The sequence below is a fragment of the Coprococcus sp. RTP21204st1_G4_RTP21204_210225 genome (genome assembly GCF_040915385.1).
Taxonomy (GTDB): Bacteria; Bacillota; Clostridia; order Lachnospirales; family Lachnospiraceae; genus Allocoprococcus; species Allocoprococcus comes.
The window spans coordinates 31,797-56,060 of sequence record NZ_JBCPDP010000003.1; the positions used below are offsets into that span (position 1 = coordinate 31,797).

At 42.8% G+C, this 24,264-nt stretch carries 19 protein-coding genes and 1 riboswitch; all 19 genes read left to right on the forward strand.

The window, feature by feature from the left end; genetic code table 11:
• The first annotated feature begins 185 nt into the window (after positions 1–185).
• The 19 genes from AB5213_RS03515 (at position 186) to ppdK (ending at position 24,071) form a co-directional block, all read left to right on the forward strand.
• Positions 186–3,110, forward strand: a complete 2,925-nt coding sequence (locus tag AB5213_RS03515; RefSeq protein WP_195434567.1) for an insulinase family protein — start codon at positions 186–188, stop codon at positions 3,108–3,110.
• An 11-nt stretch (positions 3,111–3,121) separates the two neighbouring features.
• Complete coding sequence (gene era, locus AB5213_RS03520) at positions 3,122–4,018, forward strand: GTPase Era (RefSeq protein WP_008372068.1); 897 nt, start codon at positions 3,122–3,124, stop codon at positions 4,016–4,018.
• Between the two features lie 116 nt (positions 4,019–4,134).
• Positions 4,135–4,305 carry a hypothetical protein gene (locus AB5213_RS03525; RefSeq protein WP_022220670.1) on the forward strand — a complete coding sequence of 57 codons (171 nt, stop codon included), beginning with the start codon at positions 4,135–4,137 and terminating at the stop codon, positions 4,303–4,305.
• Positions 4,250–5,002, forward strand: coding sequence for a DNA repair protein RecO (gene recO, locus AB5213_RS03530; RefSeq protein WP_227084684.1), 753 nt, complete (start codon positions 4,250–4,252; stop codon positions 5,000–5,002). Before AB5213_RS03525 ends, recO begins: the two co-directional genes overlap by 56 nt.
• A gap of 178 nt (positions 5,003–5,180) precedes the next feature.
• The gene (locus AB5213_RS03535) at positions 5,181–6,572 is read left to right on the forward strand and encodes a glycine--tRNA ligase (RefSeq protein ID WP_368276336.1); all 1,392 of its coding nucleotides are present in this window, start codon (positions 5,181–5,183) and stop codon (positions 6,570–6,572) included.
• Between the two features lie 461 nt (positions 6,573–7,033).
• Positions 7,034–7,146: riboswitch (glycine riboswitch) on the forward strand.
• A 264-nt stretch (positions 7,147–7,410) separates the two neighbouring features.
• On the forward strand, positions 7,411–8,658 hold the full coding sequence (glyA, locus tag AB5213_RS03540) for a serine hydroxymethyltransferase (RefSeq protein ID WP_368276337.1): 1,248 nt from the start codon (positions 7,411–7,413) through the stop codon (positions 8,656–8,658).
• Positions 8,659–8,673: 15 nt separating this feature from the next.
• A complete protein-coding gene (gene gcvT, locus AB5213_RS03545; RefSeq protein WP_215634062.1) occupies positions 8,674–9,762 on the forward strand; it encodes a glycine cleavage system aminomethyltransferase GcvT in 1,089 nt (362 codons plus the stop codon).
• Between the two features lie 106 nt (positions 9,763–9,868).
• Positions 9,869–10,246 (forward strand): glycine cleavage system protein GcvH, encoded by a 378-nt coding sequence (gcvH, locus tag AB5213_RS03550; RefSeq protein ID WP_215634063.1) that lies wholly within the window; start codon positions 9,869–9,871, stop codon positions 10,244–10,246.
• Positions 10,247–10,270: 24 nt separating this feature from the next.
• Positions 10,271–11,584, forward strand: coding sequence for an aminomethyl-transferring glycine dehydrogenase subunit GcvPA (gene gcvPA / locus AB5213_RS03555; RefSeq protein ID WP_008372055.1), 1,314 nt, complete (start codon positions 10,271–10,273; stop codon positions 11,582–11,584).
• The gene (gene gcvPB, locus AB5213_RS03560; RefSeq protein WP_215634064.1) at positions 11,584–13,014 is read left to right on the forward strand and encodes an aminomethyl-transferring glycine dehydrogenase subunit GcvPB; all 1,431 of its coding nucleotides are present in this window, start codon (positions 11,584–11,586) and stop codon (positions 13,012–13,014) included. Before gcvPA ends, gcvPB begins: the two co-directional genes overlap by 1 nt.
• A gap of 30 nt (positions 13,015–13,044) precedes the next feature.
• Complete coding sequence (locus tag AB5213_RS03565; protein WP_008372051.1) at positions 13,045–14,043, forward strand: lipoate--protein ligase; 999 nt, start codon at positions 13,045–13,047, stop codon at positions 14,041–14,043.
• A 14-nt stretch (positions 14,044–14,057) separates the two neighbouring features.
• Positions 14,058–15,461, forward strand: a complete 1,404-nt coding sequence (gene lpdA, locus AB5213_RS03570) for a dihydrolipoyl dehydrogenase (RefSeq protein ID WP_368276338.1) — start codon at positions 14,058–14,060, stop codon at positions 15,459–15,461.
• A gap of 80 nt (positions 15,462–15,541) precedes the next feature.
• A complete protein-coding gene (locus AB5213_RS03575) occupies positions 15,542–16,867 on the forward strand; it encodes a folylpolyglutamate synthase/dihydrofolate synthase family protein (RefSeq protein WP_368276339.1) in 1,326 nt (441 codons plus the stop codon).
• Positions 16,861–17,415, forward strand: a complete 555-nt coding sequence (gene folE, locus AB5213_RS03580) for a GTP cyclohydrolase I FolE (RefSeq protein WP_368276340.1) — start codon at positions 16,861–16,863, stop codon at positions 17,413–17,415. The genes AB5213_RS03575 and folE overlap by 7 nt, the downstream gene beginning before the upstream one ends.
• 4 nt (positions 17,416–17,419) lie before the next feature.
• Positions 17,420–17,956, forward strand: coding sequence for an HD domain-containing protein (locus AB5213_RS03585; RefSeq protein WP_243000034.1), 537 nt, complete (start codon positions 17,420–17,422; stop codon positions 17,954–17,956).
• Positions 17,957–17,972: 16 nt separating this feature from the next.
• Positions 17,973–18,782: a dihydropteroate synthase gene (folP, locus tag AB5213_RS03590; protein ID WP_368276341.1), complete on the forward strand. Its 810-nt coding sequence runs from the start codon at positions 17,973–17,975 to the stop codon at positions 18,780–18,782.
• 13 nt (positions 18,783–18,795) lie between these two features.
• On the forward strand, positions 18,796–19,617 hold the full coding sequence (folK, locus tag AB5213_RS03595; protein ID WP_368276342.1) for a 2-amino-4-hydroxy-6-hydroxymethyldihydropteridine diphosphokinase: 822 nt from the start codon (positions 18,796–18,798) through the stop codon (positions 19,615–19,617).
• Between the two features lie 71 nt (positions 19,618–19,688).
• A complete protein-coding gene (locus tag AB5213_RS03600) occupies positions 19,689–21,089 on the forward strand; it encodes an aminopeptidase (RefSeq protein WP_022220665.1) in 1,401 nt (466 codons plus the stop codon).
• 345 nt (positions 21,090–21,434) lie between these two features.
• Positions 21,435–24,071 carry a pyruvate, phosphate dikinase gene (ppdK, locus tag AB5213_RS03605; RefSeq protein WP_008372032.1) on the forward strand — a complete coding sequence of 879 codons (2,637 nt, stop codon included), beginning with the start codon at positions 21,435–21,437 and terminating at the stop codon, positions 24,069–24,071.
• Positions 24,072–24,264 lie beyond the last annotated feature (193 nt).

Here is a 24,264-nt window from a genome sequence, read left to right on the forward strand (position 1 = left end):
CGACTGCCGCGATAACTTGAGAAACACGCGGAGCGTGTTTCTCATAGTTGGCGGAAAAGTCATAAAGAACTGGGGAGGTACAGCGGATTATAAAAAACAATTCCCACCAAGACCTTGTATCAAATCAAAGAAATGTGTACAATGTTATTTATGAGACTAACTACAGAACTTGGAGGAAATCATATATGGATTTAACAAAGCTTACAGCATATGAGATCATTGAGCACAGACCTCTTCCGGATCTGAAATCGGAAGGAGCGCTTTTAAGACATAAAAAGAGCGGTGCGAGGGTGCTTCTGATCTCCAATGATGATGAAAATAAAGTATTTAATATCGGATTCCGCACACCGACAACGAACAGTACCGGAGTGCCACATATCATGGAACATACTGTTCTGTGTGGCTCGGAAAAGTTTCCGACCAAGGATCCGTTTGTGGAACTGGTAAAAGGATCTTTGAACACCTTTTTGAATGCGATGACTTATCCGGACAAGACAGTATATCCGGTTGCAAGCTGTAATGAAAAGGATTTTCAGAATCTGATGGACGTGTATATGGACGCAGTTCTGCATCCAAATATTTATAAACACGAAGAGATCTTCCGGCAGGAGGGCTGGAATTATCACCTGGAGGAAGCAGATGGGGAGCTTTCTTATAACGGAGTTGTTTATAATGAGATGAAGGGAGCTTTTTCTTCACCGGATGGTGTTCTGGACCGTATGATCCTGAATTCTCTTTTCCCGGATACGACCTATGCAAATGAGTCCGGCGGAGATCCGGATGTGATCCCGGAACTGACTTATGAAGAATATCTGAATTTCCACAGAACCTATTATCATCCGTCCAACAGCTATATTTACCTCTATGGAAATATGGATATGGAAGAGAAATTAAATTGGCTGGATCAGGAATATCTGTCTGCTTACGATAGAAAAGAAGTAGATTCTGAGATCCATCTGCAGAAGCCGTTTGAGCAAATGCATGATATCACAAAGCCGTATTCGATCGCAAGTAATGAATCGACAGAAGATAACACCTATCTTTCCTACAATAAGGTCATTGGGACTTCTCTGGATGAAAAGCTGTATCTGGCATTCCAGATCCTGGATTATGCACTGCTTTCTGCGCCGGGAGCACCAATTACAAAAGCACTTCTGGAAGCAGGAATCGGAAAAGATATCAGCGGGTCGTATGACAGCAGCACCTATCAGCCGATCTTCTCCATTGTGGCAAAGAATGCCAATGAAGAGCAGAAAGCAGAATTTGTAAAAGTGATCGAAGATACATTGAAGGCTATCGTAGAAAACGGAATGGACAAAAAGGCACTGGAAGCGGGAATCAATTACCATGAATTCCGTTACCGTGAAGCAGACTTCGGAGGCTATCCAAAGGGACTGATGTACGGTCTGCAGATATTTGACAGCTGGCTTTATGATGAGACAAAGCCGTTTATCCATGTGGAGGCACTGGACACCTTTGCGTTCTTAAAAGAACAGATCAATACCGGGTATTTTGAAAAGCTGATTCAGACATATCTTTTGGATAACCAGCATGGAGCACTGGTCACGATCGTGCCGGAACCGGGACGTACAGCCAGACTGGATGCGGAGTTAAAAGAAAAACTGCAGGTATATAAAGAAAGCCTTAGCAGGGGAGAAATCGAAAAGCTGGTTGCAGATACAAAGCATTTACAGGAGTATCAGGAAGAACCGTCAAGTCAGGAGGATTTGGAGAAGATCCCGATGCTGACAAGAGCGGATATTTCCCGAGAGATCGCACCGATTTATAATGAAGAGATGAAGATTGCAGATATCCCGACGGTATTCCATGAGATTGAGACGAACGGGATCGGTTATCTGGATCTGATGTTTGACCTTTCGGATGTGCCGGAAAAGGATCTTCCGATGGTGGGGCTTCTGCAGGCAGTTCTCGGAATCATTGACACTGAGCATTATGAATATGGAGAACTTTTTAATGAAATCAACAGACACACCGGAGGAATCGGAACTTCACTGGAGCTTTACCCGGATGTGACGAAAGTAAAAGAAAAAGAATTCAAGGCAACTTTTGAAATCAAAGGGAAAGCACTTTATGGACAGATTCCATTTGCCATCCGTATGATGAAAGAGATTCTGACAGCATCGAAACTGGATGATGAAAAACGTCTGAAAGAGATTCTTTCTATGACAAAGACCAGATTGCAGGATCGTTTCCTGTCTGCAGGACATTCCGCAGCAGCACTCCGGGCAATGTCTTATAAGTCACCGATTTCAAAATTTAAAGATACGACGAATGGAATAGAATATTACCAGAATATCCGTGAGATGGAAGAACATTTTGATGAGAAGAAAGAAGAAATCATCAGCGGATTGAAGGCTTTGTCGGAATTGCTTTTCAGAAAAGGCAATGTGATGATCAGTTACACAGCCTCAAGAGAGGGACTTGCCGTTTTGGAAGAGGAGATCGGAAGCTTAAAAGAAGCTCTTTATCCGGAGAGAACGCCAGAGAGCCGATGCATCCTGCACTGTGAAAAGAAGAATGAAGGATTTAAAACTTCTTCTAAAGTACAGTTTGCGGCAAAGGCAGGCAACTTTATCGACGCAGGGGAGGAATATAACGGGGCATTGCAGATCCTGAAAGTGATCATGAGTTATGAATACCTCTGGATCAATATCCGCGTAAAAGGTGGTGCGTATGGCTGCATGAGTAACTTCAATCGCATTGGTGAGGGATATTTTGTATCTTACCGTGACCCGAATCTTGGAAGAACCCTGGAAATCTACGACGGAGTTCCGGAATATCTGGAGAACTTCACGGTCAGCGAACGCGATATGACAAAATATATTATCGGAACGATCAGCAACATTGATCAGCCGATGACTCCGGCAACCAAGGGAGACCGTTCCATGAACCTTTATATGAATCATGTCAGTGCAGAGATGATCAGAAAAGAAAGAGAACAGATCCTTACAGCAAACCAGGAGGATATCCGCGCACTTGCAGGTGTGGCGCGTGCAGTGCTTGCAAATGATCAGATCTGTGTGATCGGAAATGAAGCAAAGATTGAAGAAGAAAAAGAATTATTTATGACGGTTGAGAATTTATTTTAGAAGGAGAATGCATGAGAGCAGATTTTAAATCAGGATTTGTAACGTTGATCGGCAGGCCGAATGTGGGAAAATCCACCCTTATGAACTATCTGATCGGTCAGAAGATAGCTATTACATCGAATAAACCACAGACTACCAGAAACCGGATCCAGACGGTACTTACGACCGATGAAGGACAGATCGTATTTGTCGATACACCGGGAATCCATAAGGCGAAGAACAAGCTTGGGACCTACATGGTAAATGTGGCAGAGCGCACCTTAAATGAAGTTGATGTGGTACTGTGGCTGGTTGAGCCAAGTACCTTTATCGGAGCCGGAGAGCAGCACATTGTGCAGCAGCTTGGAAAGGTGACAACACCTGTCGTGCTGGTCATTAACAAGGCAGATACCGTGAAGAAGGAAGATATTCTTCCGTGTATCGCAAAATACAATGAAGTATACCAGTTTGCAGATATCGTTCCGGTATCTGCAAGAACCGGTGAAAATACAGACGAGCTTTTAAAGGTCATCATGAAATATCTTCCGTATGGACCGCAGTTTTATGATGAAGATACCATTACCGACCAGCCGGAAAGGCAGATTGTGGCAGAGCTGATCCGTGAAAAAGCACTGCACTGCCTGAATGAGGAGATTCCACATGGAATTGCGGTATCAATCGAGAAGATGAAAGCACGCAAAAAAGTGATGGATATTGAGGCAACGATCATCTGTGAACGTGATTCACATAAAGGAATCATCATTGGCAAGCAGGGATCCATGCTGAAAAAGATCGGCAGTACGGCGCGATATGAGATCGAGCAGATGCTCGAATGTAAGGTAAATCTCCAGCTTTGGGTAAAAGTAAAGAAAGACTGGAGAGACAGCGATTTCCTGATCAAAAACTTTGGATACCGAGAAGACGAGTAAAAAATGTCAAGGTGTTTCTCTGAAAAACAGTTGGCAGATATTACGCAGTATAGCATCTGAAAATATGGGAGAACCTAATCTTAAAAGGCATAAGAAAAAGATGAGGTGACCGAAGGATGAATCAGGAATACTGGGATCAGTTTGCAAGAACAGGACGGGTGGAGGATTATCTCTCCTACCGGGAAAAGGAAGTCTGCAAAGCGAAAACGGAGAAATACGGGGACAAATGCAGTGAATCAGTTAACAACAATGACAGGGATGATTCTGTCGGTAGCACCGATTGGTGAATATGATAAAAGAGTCGTGATCCTGACAAAAGAAAAAGGAAAAATATCAGCGTTTGCAAAAGGGGCGAGACGACCGAACAGTCCGCTTGCAGGGGCTTGTACACCTTGTAATTTCGGAAAATTCATGCTGTATGAAGGAAGAAATTCCAACACTCTCCAGTCGGCAGAGATCGAAAATTATTTTGCAGAGCTCCGCACGGATGTGGAAGCGGCATACTATGCATTTTATTTTCTCGAATTTGCAGATTTTTATACAAGGGAAGCCAATGACGAGCGGGAAATGCTGAAGCTTCTTTATCAGACGATGCGCGTGCTGACGAAAAAGATCATTCCATTTGAGCTGGTACGCTACATATTTGAACTGAAGGCACTCAGTGTCAGTGGGGAAGGACCGCAGGTATTTCAGTGTGTCAGATGTGGGAACAGGGAACGTCCCTGTGTGTTCAGTGTAAAGGAGGGTGGTTTGGTCTGCAGTGAATGCGGTCAGAATGTCTATGACGGAATGCGGCTGAATACGTCTACCCTTTATGCCATGCAGTTCATTGTCGGGACACCGGTGGAAAAGCTCTATACCTTTACCTTAAGCGATGAAGTTTTAAAGGAACTGGGAAAGCTAATGGGGCGTTATCTGGATGTATACGTGGCTCACAGATTCAAGTCGCTTGAGATTCTGGAGCAGCTCACAGGGCTGAAATAACCGGAAAATTGTATATTAGATTAGAAAATAAAGACAAATTTGGTGAAAATTAGCAGGATAAGCTTGCAAAACCCATATGCAATAGGTATAATAGGTGAATCAGAGAGGAATAAATGTTATCGCGATAAGTGGCGTTGTTCTTCTAACGAAAAATAAAAAGAATGCGAGGATTAGTGTTATGGTAGAAAAGACAATGGACAAAATTGTAGCTTTGGCAAAATCAAGAGGCTTTGTATATCCGGGGTCTGAAATCTACGGTGGGCTTGCAAATACATGGGATTATGGTAACCTGGGTGTTGAACTTAAGAACAACGTAAAGAGAGCATGGTGGAAGAAATTCGTACAGGAGAACCCTTATAACGTAGGTGTTGACTGTGCGATTCTGATGAATCCGCAGACATGGATCGCTTCCGGACATCTGGGAGGATTCAGTGATCCGCTGATGGACTGTAAGGAATGTCACGAACGTTTCCGTGCAGATAAGATCATTGAAGATTATGCACATGAGCATGGAATTGATATTCCGGACAGCATTGACGGATGGTCACATGAAGAGATGGAAGGATTTATCAAAGAACATGAAGTACCGTGTCCGACCTGTGGAAAGCACAATTTCACAGAGATCCGAGAATTTAACCTGATGTTCAAGACTTTCCAGGGTGTAACAGAAGATGCAAAGAACGTAGTATACCTTCGCCCGGAGACAGCACAGGGAATCTTCGTAAACTTTAAGAACGTACAGAGAACTTCAAGAAAGAAACTTCCATTTGGTATTGGTCAGATCGGTAAATCATTCCGTAACGAGATTACACCGGGTAACTTTACATTCCGTACCCGTGAGTTTGAACAGATGGAACTTGAATTCTTCTGCAAACCGGATACAGACCTTGAATGGTTTGCTTACTGGAAGAAATTCTGTCTTGACTGGCTGTTCTCTCTTGGACTTAAGGATGAGGAAGTCCGTTACAGAGATCATGACAAAGAAGAGCTTTCTTTCTACAGCAAGGCTACAACAGACGTAGAATTCCTCTTCCCATTTGGATGGGGCGAGCTGTGGGGAATCGCAGACAGAACAGATTATGACCTGACACAGCATCAGAATGTATCAGGACAGGATCTGACTTACTTTGATGATGAAACCAATGAAAAATACATTCCATACGTTATCGAGCCATCACTTGGTGCTGACCGTGTGGTACTTGCGTTCCTTTGCGCAGCATATGATGAGGAAGAACTGGAAGACGGTTCTACACGTACTGTGATGCATTTCCATCCGGAACTTGCACCGGTTAAGATCGGTGTGCTTCCGCTCTCCAAGAAGCTGAATGAGGGCGCTGAGAAGGTTTATGCTATGCTTAGCAAATACTACAACTGCGAATTTGATGACAGAGGAAATATCGGTAAGAGATATCGTCGTCAGGATGAGATCGGAACACCGTTCTGCGTAACTTATGACTTCGATTCAGAAGAAGACGGAGCAGTTACTGTTCGTGACCGTGATACAATGCAGCAGGAAAGAATTAAAATTGAAGATCTCAAAGCGTACTTTGAGAAGAAATTTGAGTGGTAGAGATTTGAAAAGATCCGGATTTCCCAGGTTTGGGAAGTCCGGATCTTTTTGTGCAAAAAAGTTTGTTTGGGAGGTTGTGAGACAAATGGGACAAATATAAGTGTTCAAATTCCGTTGTGCCAACCATTCTGAGGAGCCTCTGAAAGCGAAAATTATGTCAGCAGAGGCTTCCATAATTTCTGAGTCTCCTCGCCATGGCACAACGGAATTTGAACACTTATATTTGTCCCATTTGTCATTCAACTTTACTGGTGGAAACTTTTTTGCGGCAGGGGAAATGCTGGCAAGTGTGAAAATAGACAAAGAAAATCGATGATATAGTTAAAAAATAGTCAATAAAAAACAATGCCTATAGGGAAAAACTATTAAATATTCTGATAAATAATAAACAATAAAGAAAATTATTTAACGCTTGACTAATTGTAACGACAATTATATAATGGGATTAACGTTAAGGTTGGAAGATGAATATGTGAGATACTTGTTGTACAGACGGCGCGCACCGTTATTTAATGTATAGCATGAGCCGAAGGGGCAGGCAGAAACTCTCAGGCAAAAGGAACATATTCGGACAACACTCTGGAGAACAATATATATGTATTGTACCGAAGAAGTAGTCTGGACTATATAGCGCAAAAGTCTGGGTGATCTTTCAGGTGAATGGACAGAGGCAGACAAAAAAGATTTCAATGACGAAAACTTTTTTGCCTGTTTTTTTTGTACCTAAAAAAGGGGAATATTCAGAAAAATACAGATATAAACGATAAAATTCTGAATTAAATACACCGGAAAGGGAGCAAAAAAGACCAGGTAGTTGGTTCTAAGGAGGTAAAAGAGAATGAACAGAATTGAAGAGGTAACAAATTACATTACTGAATGTGATGAAGAAGTAGGGAAAGCGCTGCAGTTAGAACTTGGCCGTCAGCGTAGAAACCTTGAACTGATCGCATCAGAGAATATCGTAAGCCCGGCAGTTATGCTTGCGATGGGAACTGTACCGACAAACAAGTATGCAGAAGGTTATCCGGGAAAACGTTATTATGGCGGATGCGAGGATGTAGATATTCTTGAAAATCTTGCAATTGAACGTGCAAAGAAATTATTCGGATGTGACCATGTATGTGTACAGCCGCATTCAGGAGCAAATGCGAATACAGCTGTATATCAGGCGCTGATCAAACCAGGTGATACAGTTATGGGACTGAACCTGGCACACGGCGGACATCTTACACATGGTTCACCGGTAAACCTTTCCGGTATTCTTTACAATTTCGTACCTTACAATGTCAATGATGACGGTGTTCTGGATTACGATGCAATCAGAAAGCTTGCACGTGAATGCAAACCAAAGATGATCGTAGCAGGAGCTTCGGCTTATCCAAGAGAGATCCGTTTTGATATTTTTGCAGATATCGCAAAAGAAGTTGGAGCTTATCTTTTCGTAGATATGGCACACATTGCAGGTCTTGTTGCAGCAGGACTTCACCAGAGCCCGGTTCCTTATGCTGATGTAGTTACAACAACAACACATAAGACACTCAGAGGACCTCGTGGTGGAATGATCATGTGCAAAGAAGAATATGCAAAAGCGATCAACAAAGCAATCTTCCCGGGAACACAGGGCGGACCTCTGATGCACATTATCGCAGCAAAAGCTGTATGCTTCGGAGAAGCATTAAAACCGGAATTCAAAACCTATCAGGAACAGGTTGTCAAGAATGCAAAAGCACTTGCAGAAGCCATGGTTGAAGAAGGATTCAATCTTGTCAGCGGTGGAACAGACAACCATCTGATTTTGGTAGATCTTCAGAACATGAACATCACAGGAAAAGAACTTCAGAACAGACTGGATGAAGTTTACATCACAGTTAATAAGAATGCAGTTCCGAATGATCCTGCAAGCCCGTTTGTGACCAGTGGAGTTCGTATCGGAACACCGGCTGTTACAACAAGAGGTCTGAAAGAAGAAGATATGAAGACCATCGCAAAACTGATCAAGATGACGATTACAGACTTTGCTATCAAAGCAGATGAAATCCGTGCCGAAGTTACAAAGATCTGCGATAAATATCCACTTTATGAATAACAGGAGGAAAAAATAATGGAATTAAAAACACCCCTTTATGACGTTCATGTAAAAGCAGGTGGAAAGATCGTGCCGTTTGCCGGATACCTTCTTCCGGTTCAGTATGAGACAGGCGTGATCAAAGAGCATATGGCAGTACGTACACAGGCAGGACTTTTTGATGTATCTCATATGGGCGAAATCCTTTGTGAAGGAAAAGATGCTCTTGTCAATCTGCAGCACATCCTTACAAACGATTTTACAAATATGGTAGACGGACAGGCAAGATACAGTCCGATGTGTAACGAGAACGGTGGAACTGTAGATGACCTGATCGTATACAAAAAATCAGATGATCACTATTTTATCGTAGTAAATGCAGCAAACAAGGATAAGGATTATCAGTGGATGCTCGCACATCAGTCAGGAGAGGTTACATTTACAGATGTATCCGACCAGTATGGACAGATCGCTCTTCAGGGACCGAAGGCGATGGAAATCTTAAGAAAACTTACAACAGAAGAAAATATTCCAAAGAAATATTATCATGCAGTATTTGGCGCAGAAGTTGCCGGAATGCCTTGCATCGTATCCAAGACAGGATATACCGGTGAAGATGGTGTAGAGATCTACCTGGCAAGTGATCTGGCAGAAAAGATGTGGGAGACACTTCTTGAAGCAGGAAAAGAAGAGGGACTAATCCCTTGTGGACTTGGTGCTCGTGATACACTTCGCATGGAAGCTGCAATGCCTCTTTACGGACATGAGATGGATGATGAAGTATCACCTCTTGAAACAGGTCTGAACTTCGGTGTTAAGATGAAGAAAGACGAATTCATCGGAAAGAAAGCCATAGAAGACAGAGGAACACCAAAGATCGAAAGAATTGGTCTTAAAGTAACAGGAAGAGGAATCATCCGTGAACATCAGGATCTGTATGCTGGAGATCAGAAGATCGGACATACAACATCCGGAACGCATTGCCCTTATCTTGGATATCCAATCGCCATGGCACTTGTTGATGCCGGAAGCGTAGCAATTGGCGACAAGGTAGAAGCAGATGTACGTGGAAGAAGAGTGGAAGCAGAAGTTGTGCAGCTTCCGTTCTATAAGAGAGCAAAATAAAAGAAAATAATAACGAAAATAGATTAACAGTCCGGTCGCAGAAAAAAGCGATAGAGAGTGTTTGGAAAAGGCGACCGGCAGTTGAAAAGAAAAGGAGATTAAAATCATGGAAGTAAGAGCAGAATTAAAATATACAAAATCACACGAATGGGTAAAAGAAGAAGGTGGAGTCTGGACAATTGGACTTACGGATTATGCACAGTCAGCACTCGGTGATCTCGTATTCGTAAATCTTCCAGAAGCTGGAGACAGTGTAGAAGCCGGAGAAGTATTTGGAGATGTTGAATCTGTAAAAGCGGTATCAGATGTATACTCACCGGTAACAGGAGAAGTTGAAGAAATCAACGAAGAACTTCTTGACGCACCAGAAAAGATCAATGACGCTCCGTATGATGCATGGTTCATCAAAGTAAAAGATGTATCGGGAACAGAGGAACTTCTTTCAGCAGAAGAATATGAGGCATTTGCAGCAAGCGAAGAATAATCAGGGAAAGGCGGTGGACCATTTATGGGAAGCTATGTACCGAATACAAAAGAACAGCGTCAGGAAATGCTGAAAGAAATCGGGTTTCAGACAATTGATGATTTGTTCGCACACATTCCGGCAGAAGTAAAGATCCAGGGCGGTCTTAATATTCCGGAAGGAAAAACAGAATTAGAAGTACGTCGTGATATGGAAAATATTGCTGCAAAGAATCAGGTCTTTAAGACGATTTTCCGCGGCGCAGGCGCTTACCGGCATTTTATTCCGGCAACAGTAAAGAGCGTGATTTCAAAAGAAAATTTATTAACTGCATATACTCCTTATCAGGCAGAGATCAGCCAGGGAATCCTGCAGTCGATCTTTGAATATCAGACCATGATCTGTGATCTGACAGGAATGGATATTTCCAATGCCTGCGTATATGATGGTGCAGAAGCATCCGCAGAAGGTGTGGCAATGTGCCGTGACAGAAAACGCAGCAAAGCACTTGTTTCAGCTACCGTGAATCCATATGTTCTTGAAACAATCAAAACATACTGCTTCGGTAATGAAATGGAAATAGAAGTAATTCCGGAAAAAGACGGACTTACAGATATTGAATATCTGAAAGAACATGTAGATGCACAGACAGCATGTGTACTGATCCAACATCCGAACTATTACGGTAATCTGGAAGAAGCAGCCGAGATTGGTGAGATCACACATGGAGCCGGTGCGAAATATGTGATGAATGTCAATCCGATTTCTCTCGGTGTAGTAAAGACACCGGCAGAATATGGAGCTGATGTGGCAGTTGGCGAAGGACAGCCACTTGGACTTTCTATTGCATTCGGCGGACCATATCTTGGATTTATGGCTGCAACACAGAAGATGATGAGAAATCTTCCGGGACGTATTGTTGGACAGACAGAAGACCACAATGGAAAGAAAGGTTATGTACTTACTCTTCAGGCAAGAGAACAGCATATCCGTCGTGAAAAAGCATCCAGCAATATCTGCTCAAACCAGGCACTCTGCGCACTTGCAGTAGGCGTTTATCTGGCAACAATGGGCAATGAAGGGATTAAGAAAGCAGCAACACTTTCAACTTCAAAAGCACATTATCTTTCAGCAGAACTTGCAAAAGTTGGATATCAGACCGAGAACAAAGGAGAATTTTTCCATGAATTCGTAACTGTATCCGATGTTCCGGCCGCAAAAGCACTTGCAGCACTTGAGGAAAAAGGAATCCTTGGAGGATTTCCGCTTGACGAACACAGAATTCTGTGGTGCTGTACAGAAGTGAATACCAAAGAAGAGATGGACGCAGTTGTTCAGATTTTGAAGGAGGTGCAGTAATGTTAATATTTGAAAAAAGCAGACCTGGAAGAGGTTGCGATTTACTGCCAGAATGCGATGTAGAAGTAACACTTCCACAGGAAAAAGATAAAAGAGAGAAAAAACTTCATCTGCCAGAGCTTTCTGAAATTGAACTGAGCAGACATTATACAGAACTTGCAAAGAAATCACATGGTGTGAATGATGGTTTTTATCCACTCGGATCTTGTACAATGAAATACAATCCGAAGATCAATGAAGATATGGCAGCACTTCCGGGATTCACAGAGATCCATCCACTGCAGCCGACACATACGGTACAGGGATGCCTGGAAGTCATCAAAGAATCTGAAAATCTTCTCTGCGAGATCACAGGTATGGATCGTATGACATTCCAGCCGGCAGCCGGTGCTCACGGAGAATTTACAGGACTTCTTCTGATCAAAGCATATCATAAGAGCCGTGGAGACGAAAAGAGAAAGAAAATTATCGTTCCGGATTCTGCACATGGAACCAATCCGGCAAGTGCGGCAATGGCAGGATTCCAGGTAGTCAGCATTGAATCTGCACCGGATGGTGGTGTTGATCTTGAAAAATTACAGGAAGTATGCGGAGAGGATACAGCAGGACTTATGCTTACCAATCCAAATACGGTAGGACTTTTTGATAAGAATATTCTGAAGATCACGGAGATCGTTCATAACTGTGGCGGACTTTGCTACTATGACGGAGCAAACTTAAATGCAGTTATGGGAACTGTTCGCCCTGGAGATATGGGATTTGATGTGATCCATCTGAATCTTCACAAAACATTCTCAACTCCGCACGGTGGCGGTGGCCCTGGAAGCGGACCTGTTGGATGCAAGAGCATGCTGGTTCCGTTCCTTCCGTCTTATGTAGTAGATGGGGAAGAAGAACTGAAATTTGTAAAAGAACCACAGAGCATCGGTGAGATGAAGAGCTTCTATGGAAACTTTACAGTCATCGTAAAAGCACTTACTTATGTGAAGACACTGGGACGCGAAGGTATTCCGGAAGCGAGCCAGAATACAGTTCTGAATGCAAATTACATGATGAACAAACTGAAAGACCTGTATACAATGGCGTATGACGAGGTATGTATGCATGAATTCGTAATGAGTCTTGCAGATTTGAAAAAGAAAACAGGAATTTCTGCAATGGATATTGCAAAAGGACTTCTTGATAACGGTATCCATCCACCGACAATGTACTTCCCGCTGATCGTTGAGGAAGCACTGATGGTAGAGCCGACAGAGACAGAGTCCAAAGAAACTCTGGATGAAGCAGTAGAAGTATTACGCAAACTGTATGAAATCGCAGAAACAGATGCCGAACAGCTTCATCAGGCTCCTGTTACAACACCGGTTACAAGAATGGATGAGGTTGGAGCAGCAAGACATCCATATCTGCGATACGAATGGCAGGACTAATAAGTTATAGCTTAAAGCGAGGGAAAAACTATGATTGAAAAGATTACTTATATTGAAAGCAATCAGTTCAGTCCATATAGAAATCTTGCAGTGGAGGAGTATTTGCTCCTCCACTGCGAGGATAAAGAATGTATTCTTTATCTGTGGCAGAATCAGAATACAGTTGTTATCGGACGGAATCAAAATGCTTGGAAAGAATGTAGAACAACAAAGCTTGAAGAAGAAGGTGGTCATCTTGCCAGACGCCTGTCAGGTGGCGGAGCTGTGTACCATGATCTGGGAAATATGAACTTCACATTTCTGATCAATAAAGAAGAATATAATCTGGACCGGCAGCTTCAGGTAATCATAGGAGCGATGGAGATCCTTGGATTGAAGGCTGAAAAATCCGGGCGTAACGATATCCTGATCGATGGAAAGAAATTCTCGGGAAATGCGTTTTATGAGCAGGAAAAGCATTGCTATCATCATGGCACGATCATGGTAGGAGTAAATATGGAAACCTTATCCAGATATCTGACTGTATCAAAGGATAAACTGAAATCAAAGGGGGTTGATTCAGTAAAATCCAGAGTGACAAATTTAAGAGATTATCTTCCGGAGCTTACAATGGAAGAACTGAAGGTGGCACTTAAACAGTCATTTGAAAAGGTATACGGATTAAAGGTACGTGATAAAAAAATAGAAGACCTTGATACCGGAGTAATTGCAGAAAGAGAGAAATTTTTCTCTTCATGGAACTGGCTTTATGGAAGAAAAATTGATTTTCAGTATGAGCTTTCCCACCGTTTTGGATGGGGAGGGATTACACTTCAGTTTGCAGTAGAATCAGGAAAGATCAAGGATGCAATTGCATGGTCGGATGCACTGAATCCGGATTTCATACATACACTTCCGAAGTATCTGAAAGGATTGAAGTACAGAAAGGAAAGTATCTGTACGGAATTGGGGCTTTTCTGGTCAGATGATCCACAGGAAGAAGAGATGATGAAAGACATTATCGAATGGATTCGGGGCGAGGAACTGTAGGAGGATGAAATAAAATGAGTGAGAAGTTTGATGTAGTAGTAATTGGAGCCGGTCCGGGAGGATATGTGGCAGCAATCAAATCTGCGAAGCTTGGAATGAAGACCGCAGTGATCGAAGAGAGAGAAGTCGGCGGAACATGCCTGAACAGGGGATGTATTCCGGCAAAAGCAATGATTCATGCATCGACATTATATCGTGAAATCAAAGAAGCGGATCGTTTCGGAATTTCAGCATCAGATGTTACTTATGATTTTGAAAAAATACTGGAATATAAGGAGCAGACAACCGGACAGCTTGTTCAGGGAGTAGAACAGCTTCTGCAGGCAAACGGCGTAACAAGATATTATGGAAAAGGCACACTTTTTGAGGGGAAAAAAGTTAAGATTACAGGGAATGAAGAACAGTCTGTCGAAGCAGAGAATGTCATTCTGGCTTCTGGTTCCAAACCACTGATTCTTCCGATTCCGGGAATGGATCTTCCGAGAGTTCTGACAAGTGATGAACTTTTTAAGCTGAAAGAAGTTCCAAAGAGTCTGGTTATCATCGGTGGTGGTGTGATCAGTGTAGAATTTGCAACCGTATATTCCGCACTTGGATCTAAGGTTACCATTCTTGAAGCAATGCCGCGCCTGGTTCCAAATATGGATAAAGAGATCGCACAAAACCTGAAACTGATCCTGAAGAAACGTGGCGTAGAAAGCCATACATCAGCAGCAGTACAGGGTGTGCATATGGAAGGGGATACTTGTGTATGTACCTTCGTTGAAAAAGAAAAAGAACAGACTGTAGAAGCAGAATATGTTCTGTGTGCAGTCGGAAGATGCCCGAATACCGACGGATTATTTGCAGAAGGTGCTGCTCCGGATATGGAAAGAGGACGTGTTCTTGTAAATGATAAATTCGAAAGCAGTATTCCGGGAGTCTATGCGATCGGTGATCTGATCTTTGGCGCACAGCTTGCCCATGCAGCAAGTGCACAGGGAATCGTTGTTGCAGAACAGCTGGCTGGAAAAGAACCTTCTGTGAATCTGGATGTGGTTCCGGGATGTGTTTATACAGATCCGGAAATCGCATCAGCAGGTATTACCGAAGATGCAGCCAAAGAACAGGGAATCAAAGTGAAGACTGGTAAATTTATCATGAGTGCCAATGGTAAATCGCTTATTACAAAAGAAGAAAGAGGATTTATCAAGATTGTGGCAGATGAAGAGACAGATGTGATTCTCGGAGCACAGATGATGTGTGCAAGAGCCACAGACATGGTTGGTGAATTTGTAACTGCGATCGCAAACAAAATGACGGTTGCACAGCTTTTGAAGGGAATGCGTGCACATCCGACGTATAATGAAGGAATCGGAGAAGCCCTGGAAGAAGCAGAGGGTGGAGCGATCCACGTTGTACCAAAGAAAAAGAAATAGAACTGTACAGCAGTAAGGGAATATGATAAAATATTCAGATATCAGCATATGCTGAAAAGTACAAAAAGGAAAATTAAATCATGTTATACGAAGAAGCAAGGGTATATTTGGATCATGTATCGAAATACGGAAGTGTACTTGGCTTAGATAGTATAAAGAGCTTATTGGGTGAGCTTGGAAATCCGCAGAAAGATTTGAAATTTATACATATAGCCGGGACTAATGGAAAAGGATCGATTCTCGCCGGACTCTCCGGTATCCTGCAGCAGGCTGGATACCGGACCGGAAGATACTGTTCTCCGACCGTGATGGGATATATGGAACGATTTCAGGTTGATGGCCAATGGATGGCGGAGGACGAGCTCGCCCCTTTTGTATCTCAGGTGAAAGAGGCAGCAGAAAAAGTAGAAGAAAAAACGGATCTCACCGTAACTGTTTTCGAGATAGAAACAGCGATCGCATTTCTCTATTTCAGAGAAAAACAGTGTGATTATGTCGTTCTGGAAGCCGGAATGGGTGGGCTTCTTGATGCGACAAATGTAATAGATACAACTGTTTTAAGTATTTTTGCATCGATCAGTATGGATCATATCGGAGTGCTGGGAAACACATTAGAAGAGATAGCAGAAAATAAAGCCGGAATTATAAAACCATCATGTCTGGCAGTTGTCACGTCTCCACAGCAGATGTCTGTGACCGATATCCTCCAGAAAAAGGCCGGAGAGTGTGGATGCCGGTTTGTGGTTTCGCATCCGGAAAAGGCTGTGATTTCTGAAGAAACGATGGATGGACAGATTTTCTCTTATGGAGAATATAAAGATATCCGTCTTCGCCTGGCTGGCAGATATCAGATTGATAATGCGGCGACAGTATTGGAAGCTGTGGATGCGTTAAGAAGGAACGGTGTTTCGATTCCGGAAGACGCTGTAAGAAAGGGATTTGTGAAAGTGACATGGCCTGGACGGTTTCAGGTACTTGAAAAAGAACCGACCGTGATCGCCGACGGAGCGCATAACAGGGATGCCGCAAGAAGACTTGCGGAAAATGTGAGAACCTATCTGACGGACAGAAAGATTGTCGGTGTGATGGGGGTTTTTAAAGATAAAGAATATGAACAAATCGCAGAGATCATGGCTCCGTATCTTTCAAAGGTGTATACGATCGATCTTCCAAATGGGGAGAGGAATCTGGGAAAAGAGAGATTATGTGAAGTATTAAAGGCCAAGAACATACAGTCAGAACCGGCAGAGAACATTGCAGATGCGCTTGAAAAAGCAAAAGCAGAATGTAGGAAAGAAGATGTTGTTCTGGTGTTTGGTTCCTTATCTTATCTGGGAGAAGTGATAAGACTTGAACGGGAAACAAACGTGTTTGAAAGAAAAAAGGAAGAGAGAACATTATGGTAGATCATAAAAAAGTAGAACAGGCAATCCGTCTTTTACTGGAAGGAATCGGTGAAGATCCGGATAGGGAAGGACTGGCTGAGACACCGGACCGGATTGCAAGAATGTATGAAGAAATCTGTGGCGGAATGAATGAGGATGCAGCGGAACACCTGAAAAAGACATTTACAGCAGAAAACAATGAGATGGTTGTGGAAAAAGATATTACGTTTTATTCCATGTGTGAACATCATATGCTGCCATTTTACGGAAAGGTTCATATTGCCTATATTCCGGATGGAAAGGTAGTGGGACTTAGCAAGCTTGCACGGACTGTGGAAGTGTTTGCCAGAAGACTTCAGCTGCAGGAGCAGATGACAGCACAGATCGCGGATGCCCTGATGGAGAATCTTCATCCAAAGGGAGTAATGGTACTTGCTGAGGCAGAGCATATGTGTATGACCATGCGTGGAATCAAGAAGCCGGGAAGCAAGACGGTTAGTGTTGTTACAAGAGGTGCATTTGAAAAAAATGAAAAGCTGCAGAACATGTTTTTCCGTATGATAGGTTAGTGCGATGGAAATAAAACGAAAACTGGAAGAGCAGAGGAGGATGCAGAGAATCTGGAAAATATATGAGCATCCTCTTTTTATAGAAGGACTGGTAAAGAATAAAGATGCAGAAAAGGAAAGAATATTCTGCCATCATGATATGAACCATTTTCTGGACGTGGCACGTCTGATGTATATTTTTTCGATGGAGCGTGGATATGCCTTTGGAAAAGAAGAGATTTATGCGACGGCATTACTTCATGACATCGGGAAATGGCAGCAATATAAGGCGGGAGTTCCCCATGAGATAGCGAGTGCTGAAAGTGCAAAAAGGATTCTGGAAGAGACTGGATTTACAAAGGAGGAGTCGGACAGGATTCTTTTTGCAATTTTAAGTCACCGGGGCAATGCAGAAGAGACAGAAAATGCAGGGCAGGATAAGTGGCAGCTTGCAGAAATCCTTTATGATGCAGATAAGATTTCCCGTGCGTGTTATACGTGTCCGGCTGAGAAGGACTGTAACTGGAGCGGAGAAAAGAAGAATCAGAAAATCATCTGGTAGAAAACGAGGAAACAAAATGAAAATTGGGAATAAAGAATTTGACACAGCAAACCATACTTATATTATGGGAATCCTGAATGTGACACCGGATTCTTTTTCGGACGGGGGAAAGTGGAACGGTTATGATGCGGCAATGCGTCATGCAGAAGAGCTTTTAGAAGGCGGAACCGATATCCTGGATATCGGAGGAGAGTCCACAAGACCAGGACACCAGCAGATTACGTCAGAAGAAGAAATTACAAGAACTGCGCCGGTTATCGAGGCTGTCAAAAAGAATTTTGATGTGCCGGTTTCGATTGATACTTATAAGAGTGAGGTGGCAGAGGCAGCACTTCAGGCAGGAGCAGATCTGGTAAATGATATCTGGGGATTCCAGTACGATGAAAAGATGGCAGGTCTTGTGAAAAAATATGATGCGGCATGCTGTCTGATGCATAATAAAAATGAGGCGGTGTACAAGAATTTCCTGAAGGATATGTATGCAGAATTGCAGAAGTGTGTAGATACAGCGAAAGCGGCTGGGATTGAAGATGACCGGATCATGCTGGATCCGGGGGTTGGATTTGGAAAGACCTACGAGATGAACCTGGATGTGATGAAGCATCTGGATCTTTTTAACGGACTTGGATATCCGATGCTTCTTGGAACTTCCAGAAAATCCATGATCGGTCTGACACTGGATCTGCCGATAACAGAAAGAGAAGAAGGAACTCTTGTCACAACCGTGATGGCAGTACAGAGTCATTATGGATTTGTGCGCGTTCATGATGCTGAGAAAAACCGCAGAGCGATCAAGATGACAGAAGTGATTCTGGCAAGAGAGTAAGCAGGAGAAAAAGATGGATCAGATAAAAATTGAAAACCTGGAAATATTTGCAAATCATGGGGTGTATCCGGAAGAAAACAGACTGGGACAGAAGTTTCTGGTTTCCTGCATTTTATATGTGGATACACGCAGGGCGGGAAAAACGGATGACTTGGAAGCGTCTGTGAATTACGGAACCATTTCCCATCTGATAAAAGAAAAGATGGAAGAGAAGAATTACAGGCTGATCGAAGCAGTAGCAGAGCAGCTTGCAGAAGAGATCTTATTATTTGATGAGAAGATCCGGAAAGTCATGGTGGAAGTAAAGAAACCATGGGCACCGGTAGGACTGCCGCTTGAGACAGTTTCCGTGAAGATTGAACGTTGCTGGAATGAAGCGTTTATCGCACTCGGATCGAATATGGGTGACAAGAAAAAATACATTGAGAATGCGGTAGAAGAGCTGAAAAATGAAAAACTTTGCAGAGTCCTGAAGGTATCGAAACTGATCGGAACCGAGCCATATGGCGTGACGGATCAGGATGAATTCCTGAACGGGGCACTGAAAATGGAAACACTGCTTACCCCGCATGAGCTTCTGGAGCTGTTACACCGAATTGAGCAGGAAGCCGGAAGAAAGCGGATCCGCAGATGGGGACCGAGAACACTGGATCTGGACATCATTTTCTATGGGGATCAGATCATTGAAGAGGATGATTTATGTATACCACATATCGATATGCAGAACAGGGAATTTGTGCTTGGACCAATGTGTGAGATCGCACCGCATAAACGGCATCCTGTTTTGAAGGAAACGATGACGGAAATGCTTGTAAAGTTAAAGGGTAATAATTGACTTCTTATCGGGAGAGGATTATACTGAAAGCATTGTGGGGAATCCCAACTGAATTGAAGAGAGGTATAGAAATGGAAGAAAAAAAGAATCTCTGGAGCTCTTATGATGAAGCTGCCAAAAAAGAACTTCATGAAATCAATGAAAAGTACAAAGCTTGCCTGGATGCCGGAAAGACAGAGCGTGAATGCGTAAAGCTTGCGGTTGAGATGGCGAAAGAAGCAGGATATCAGGATATCAAAGATGTTCTGAAAGAAGGAAAGAGCCTGAAAGCAGGAGATAAAGTATATGCGGTATGCATGGAAAAAATGCTTGCTATGTTCCGTATGGGCGAAGAACCGCTTTCAAACGGTATGAATATCCTTGGAGCTCATATCGATTCACCACGTATTGATGTGAAACAGAATCCATTATATGAAAGTGAAGGAATGGCTTATCTGGATACACATTACTATGGTGGAATCAAAAAATACCAGTGGGTAACAGGACCGATGGCACTTCATGGTGTTGTTGCGAAAAAAGATGGAAGTGTAGAAGAGATCAGCATTGGGGAAAAAGAGTCTGATCCGGTATTTGTTATTACAGACCTTCTTGTTCATCTTGCAGCAAACCAGATGTCAAAGAAAGCAAGTGAAGTGATCGAAGGAGAAAAGCTGGATCTTCTGATTGGAAACAGTCCGCTTGATAAAGCGGAGGGACTTGATGAAGAAGAAAAAGAAACGATCAAGGCTAATGTACTTCATATTTTAAAAGAGAACTATGGAATCGAAGAAGAGGATTTTGCATCGGCTGAGCTGGAAATTGTTCCGGCCGGAAAGGCAAGAGACTGTGGATTTGACCGCAGTATGATCCTTTCTTATGGACAGGATGACAGAGTCTGCGCATTTACTTCTCTGTTCGCTATGCTGGATGTGGAAAATGCAAAGCGTACAGGATGCTGTCTGTTAGTAGATAAAGAAGAGATCGGAAGCGTCGGAGCAACTGGAATGCATTCTCGTTTCTTTGAAAATACAGTTGCAGAGCTTGTTGCACTTACAGAAGGTGAATCTGAACTGAAGGTACGCCGTGCACTTGCTAATTCAAGAATGCTTTCTTCTGACGTAAGCGCTGCTTATGATCCGATGTTTGCAGAAGCATTTGAAAAGAGAAGTGCCGCATTCTTTACAAAGGGACTTGCATTTAACAAGTTTACAGGAAGCCGCGGAAAGAGCGGATCCAATGATGCAAATGCAGAATATCTTGCAAGACTGCGCAAGGTGATGGACGATGCAGGCGTTACTTACCAGTTCGCAGAACTTGGTAAAGTCGATGTAGGCGGTGGCGGAACCATCGCATATATTATGGCAAATTATGGTATGGAAGTGATCGACAGCGGTGTTGCTGTACTTTCCATGCATGCACCTTATGAAGTCAGCAGCAAAGCTGATGTGTATGAAGCAGTAAAGGGATACAGAGCATTCCTTCTGAATATGTAAGAGATGAAAAGAACTCAGGCAAAACAATGGATACAGTCCGGTTTTGCCTGAGTTTTTTCTGATAATAACAAAATTTATAGTATATAAAAGAAATTTAATTACGGAGATTTTTTTTATAGAAGAAATCACTTGAAGAAATTGAACTCTTCGATAAATTCACTTTTTTTGTACGAAAAAAAGTGCATAAGGGTTGACTATCACAGTTAAAACATTTACAATATTAGTGCGGTAAAATCCGTTTTTTAAGGGCGATATAAGATATGAAAAGAGCAGACAGTTACCAGTCTGACTGTGATTTTCAAGTTTTATATATATCAATTACCAATAACGAGGAGGAATTGTAAAATGGCAACAAAATGGGTTTACATGTTTACAGAAGGTAATGCCGATATGAGAAACCTGCTTGGTGGAAAAGGCGCTAACCTTGCTGAAATGACAAACTTAGGTCTTCCAGTGCCACAGGGCTTCACAATCACAACAGAAGCTTGTACTCAGTATTATGAGGACGGAAGACAGATCAATGAAGAAATCATGGCTCAGATCATGGAAGCTATTACAAAGATGGAAGGAATCACAGGAAAGAAATTCGGTGATAAAGAGAATCCACTTCTTGTTTCCGTTCGTTCTGGTGCAAGAGCATCTATGCCTGGTATGATGGATACAATCCTGAACCTTGGTCTTAACGAAGACGTTGTCAATGTACTTGCTGAAAAATCAGGCAACCCACGTTGGGCTTGGGACTGCTACAGAAGATTTATTCAGATGTACTCTGACGTAGTTATGGAAGTAGGTAAAAAATACTTCGAAGAACTGATCGACAAGATGAAAGCTGAAAGAGGCGTTAAACAGGACGTTGAACTTACAGCAGAAGATCTTCACGAATTAGCTAACCAGTTCAAGGCAGAATATAAAGAAAAAATCGGTGCTGAATTCCCGACAGATCCAAAGGAACAGTTAATGGGAGCTATCAAAGCCGTATTCCGTTCATGGGACAACCCGAGAGCAAATGTATACCGTCGTGACAACGATATCCCGTATTCATGGGGAACTGCTGTTAACGTACAGATGATGGCATTTGGTAACATGGGTGATGACTGTGGTACAGGTGTTGCATTTACACGTGACCCAGCTACAGGAAATAACGGACTGTTCGGAGAATTCCTTACAAATGCTCAGGGAGAAGACGTAGTTGCAGGTGTTCGTACACCAATGCACATTTCAGAAATGGAACAGAAATTCCCAGAAGCATTCAAACAGTTCAAAGAAGTATGCAAGACTCTGGAAACACATTACAGAGATATGCAGGATATGGAGTTTACTGTAGAACATGGTAAACTGTACATGCTTCAGACACGTAATGGTAAGAGAACAGCTCAGGCTGCTCTTAAGATTGCTTGTGATCTCGTTGATGAAGGAATGAGAACCGAAGAAGAAGCAGTTGCTATGATCGATCCTCGTAACCTTGATACACTGCTTCATCCACAGTTCGATGCAGCTGCACTGAAAGCTGCTGTACCGATGGCTAAAGCACTTGGAGCATCTCCAGGAGCTGCTTGTGGTAAGATCGTCTTCACAGCTGATGATGCTGTAGAATGGGCTGCAAGAGGAGAAAAAGTTGTTCTTGTACGTCTTGAAACATCACCGGAAGATATCACAGGTATGAAGTCTGCTCAGGGTATCCTGACAGTTCGTGGTGGTATGACATCACACGCAGCCGTTGTTGCACGTGGTATGGGAACATGCTGTGTATCTGGTTGTGGTGACATCAACATGGATGAAGAAAACAAGAAATTCACACTTGGTGGAAAAGAATACCATGAAGGAGATGCAATCTCTCTTGATGGATCTACAGGTAACATTTATGACGGAATCATCCCGACTGTAGACGCTACAATCGCAGGTGAATTCGGAAGAATCATGGGATGGGCTGACAAGTACAGAACTATGAAAGTTCGTACAAATGCTGATACACCAGCTGATGCTAAGAAAGCCCGCGAACTTGGTGCTGAAGGTATCGGACTTTGCCGTACAGAGCATATGTTCTTCGAAGGCAACAGAATTGATGCATTCCGTGAAATGATCTGCTCTGAAACAGTAGAAGAAAGAGAAGCTGCACTTGCTAAGATCCTTCCGGAACAGCAGGGAGACTTCGAAAAACTTTATGAAGCACTGGAAGGAAATCCGGTTACTATTCGTTTCCTTGATCCACCGCTTCATGAATTCGTTCCAACAGAAGAAGAAGATATCAAGAAACTTGCTGATGCACAGGGCAAATCTGTTGACCAGATCAAAGCAATCATCAGCTCTCTGCACGAATTCAACCCAATGATGGGACATCGTGGATGCCGTCTTGCTGTAACTTATCCGGAAATCGCTAAGATGCAGACAAGCGCAGTTATCCGTGCTGCTATCAATGTTAAGAAAGCTCATCCGGATTGGAATGTTAAACCGGAAATCATGATCCCGCTGGTTGGCGATATCAAAGAGCTTAAATATGTTAAGAAGTTTGTAGTAGAAACAGCTGACGCTGAAATCGCTGCTGCAGGAAGCGACCTTGAGTACGAAGTTGGTACAATGATCGAAATTCCTAGAGCTGCTCTTACAGCTGATGACATCGCAAAAGAAGCTGACTTCTTCTGCTTCGGTACAAACGACCTTACACAGATGACATACGGATTCTCACGTGATGATGCTGGTAAGTTCCTTGAAGCTTACTATGACGCTAAGATCTTCGAGAACGATCCATTTGCTAAACTTGACCAGACAGGTGTTGGTAAACTTATGAAGATGGCTATCGAACTCGGAAAACCGGTTAATCCGAAACTTCACGTTGGTATCTGTGGAGAACATGGTGGAGATCCAAGCTCTGTAGAATTCTGCAACAGCATTGGTCTTGATTATGTATCTTGCTCACCATTCCGTGTACCGATCGCTCGTCTGGCTGCTGCTCAGGCTGCAATCGCTCAGAAGAATGCAAAATAAGCATACATTAAATTAATAAGACAAAGCAATGATTTGCTTATAGAAGATCCCTTACATCAAATATGGTGTAAGGGATTTTTGATAAATTTATTGCACTATAATTTTTATTGGCGTAATATGTTAAATATAGTAATGCTAATATATGATCTACCAGTGGTGTGACTAACAGATTTTGATATAATATTTGAAGCAA

Bases quoted from the DNA above. Each gene is read 5' to 3' on its own strand.
- AB5213_RS03515 (WP_195434567.1), top strand. From the start codon at position 186: ATGGATTTAACAAAGCTTACAGCATATGAGATCATTGAGCACAGACCT.
- era (WP_008372068.1), top strand. From the start codon at position 3,122: ATGAGAGCAGATTTTAAATCAGGATTTGTAACGTTGATCGGCAGGCCG.
- AB5213_RS03525 (WP_022220670.1), top strand. From the start codon at position 4,135: ATGAATCAGGAATACTGGGATCAGTTTGCAAGAACAGGACGGGTGGAG.
- AB5213_RS03535 (WP_368276336.1), top strand. From the start codon at position 5,181: ATGGTAGAAAAGACAATGGACAAAATTGTAGCTTTGGCAAAATCAAGA.
- glyA (WP_368276337.1), top strand. From the start codon at position 7,411: ATGAACAGAATTGAAGAGGTAACAAATTACATTACTGAATGTGATGAA.
- gcvT (WP_215634062.1), top strand. From the start codon at position 8,674: ATGGAATTAAAAACACCCCTTTATGACGTTCATGTAAAAGCAGGTGGA.
- gcvH (WP_215634063.1), top strand. From the start codon at position 9,869: ATGGAAGTAAGAGCAGAATTAAAATATACAAAATCACACGAATGGGTA.
- gcvPA (WP_008372055.1), top strand. From the start codon at position 10,271: ATGGGAAGCTATGTACCGAATACAAAAGAACAGCGTCAGGAAATGCTG.
- gcvPB (WP_215634064.1), top strand. From the start codon at position 11,584: ATGTTAATATTTGAAAAAAGCAGACCTGGAAGAGGTTGCGATTTACTG.
- AB5213_RS03565 (WP_008372051.1), top strand. From the start codon at position 13,045: ATGATTGAAAAGATTACTTATATTGAAAGCAATCAGTTCAGTCCATAT.
- lpdA (WP_368276338.1), top strand. From the start codon at position 14,058: ATGAGTGAGAAGTTTGATGTAGTAGTAATTGGAGCCGGTCCGGGAGGA.
- AB5213_RS03575 (WP_368276339.1), top strand. From the start codon at position 15,542: ATGTTATACGAAGAAGCAAGGGTATATTTGGATCATGTATCGAAATAC.
- folE (WP_368276340.1), top strand. From the start codon at position 16,861: ATGGTAGATCATAAAAAAGTAGAACAGGCAATCCGTCTTTTACTGGAA.
- AB5213_RS03585 (WP_243000034.1), top strand. From the start codon at position 17,420: ATGGAAATAAAACGAAAACTGGAAGAGCAGAGGAGGATGCAGAGAATC.
- folP (WP_368276341.1), top strand. From the start codon at position 17,973: ATGAAAATTGGGAATAAAGAATTTGACACAGCAAACCATACTTATATT.
- folK (WP_368276342.1), top strand. From the start codon at position 18,796: ATGGATCAGATAAAAATTGAAAACCTGGAAATATTTGCAAATCATGGG.
- AB5213_RS03600 (WP_022220665.1), top strand. From the start codon at position 19,689: ATGGAAGAAAAAAAGAATCTCTGGAGCTCTTATGATGAAGCTGCCAAA.
- ppdK (WP_008372032.1), top strand. From the start codon at position 21,435: ATGGCAACAAAATGGGTTTACATGTTTACAGAAGGTAATGCCGATATG.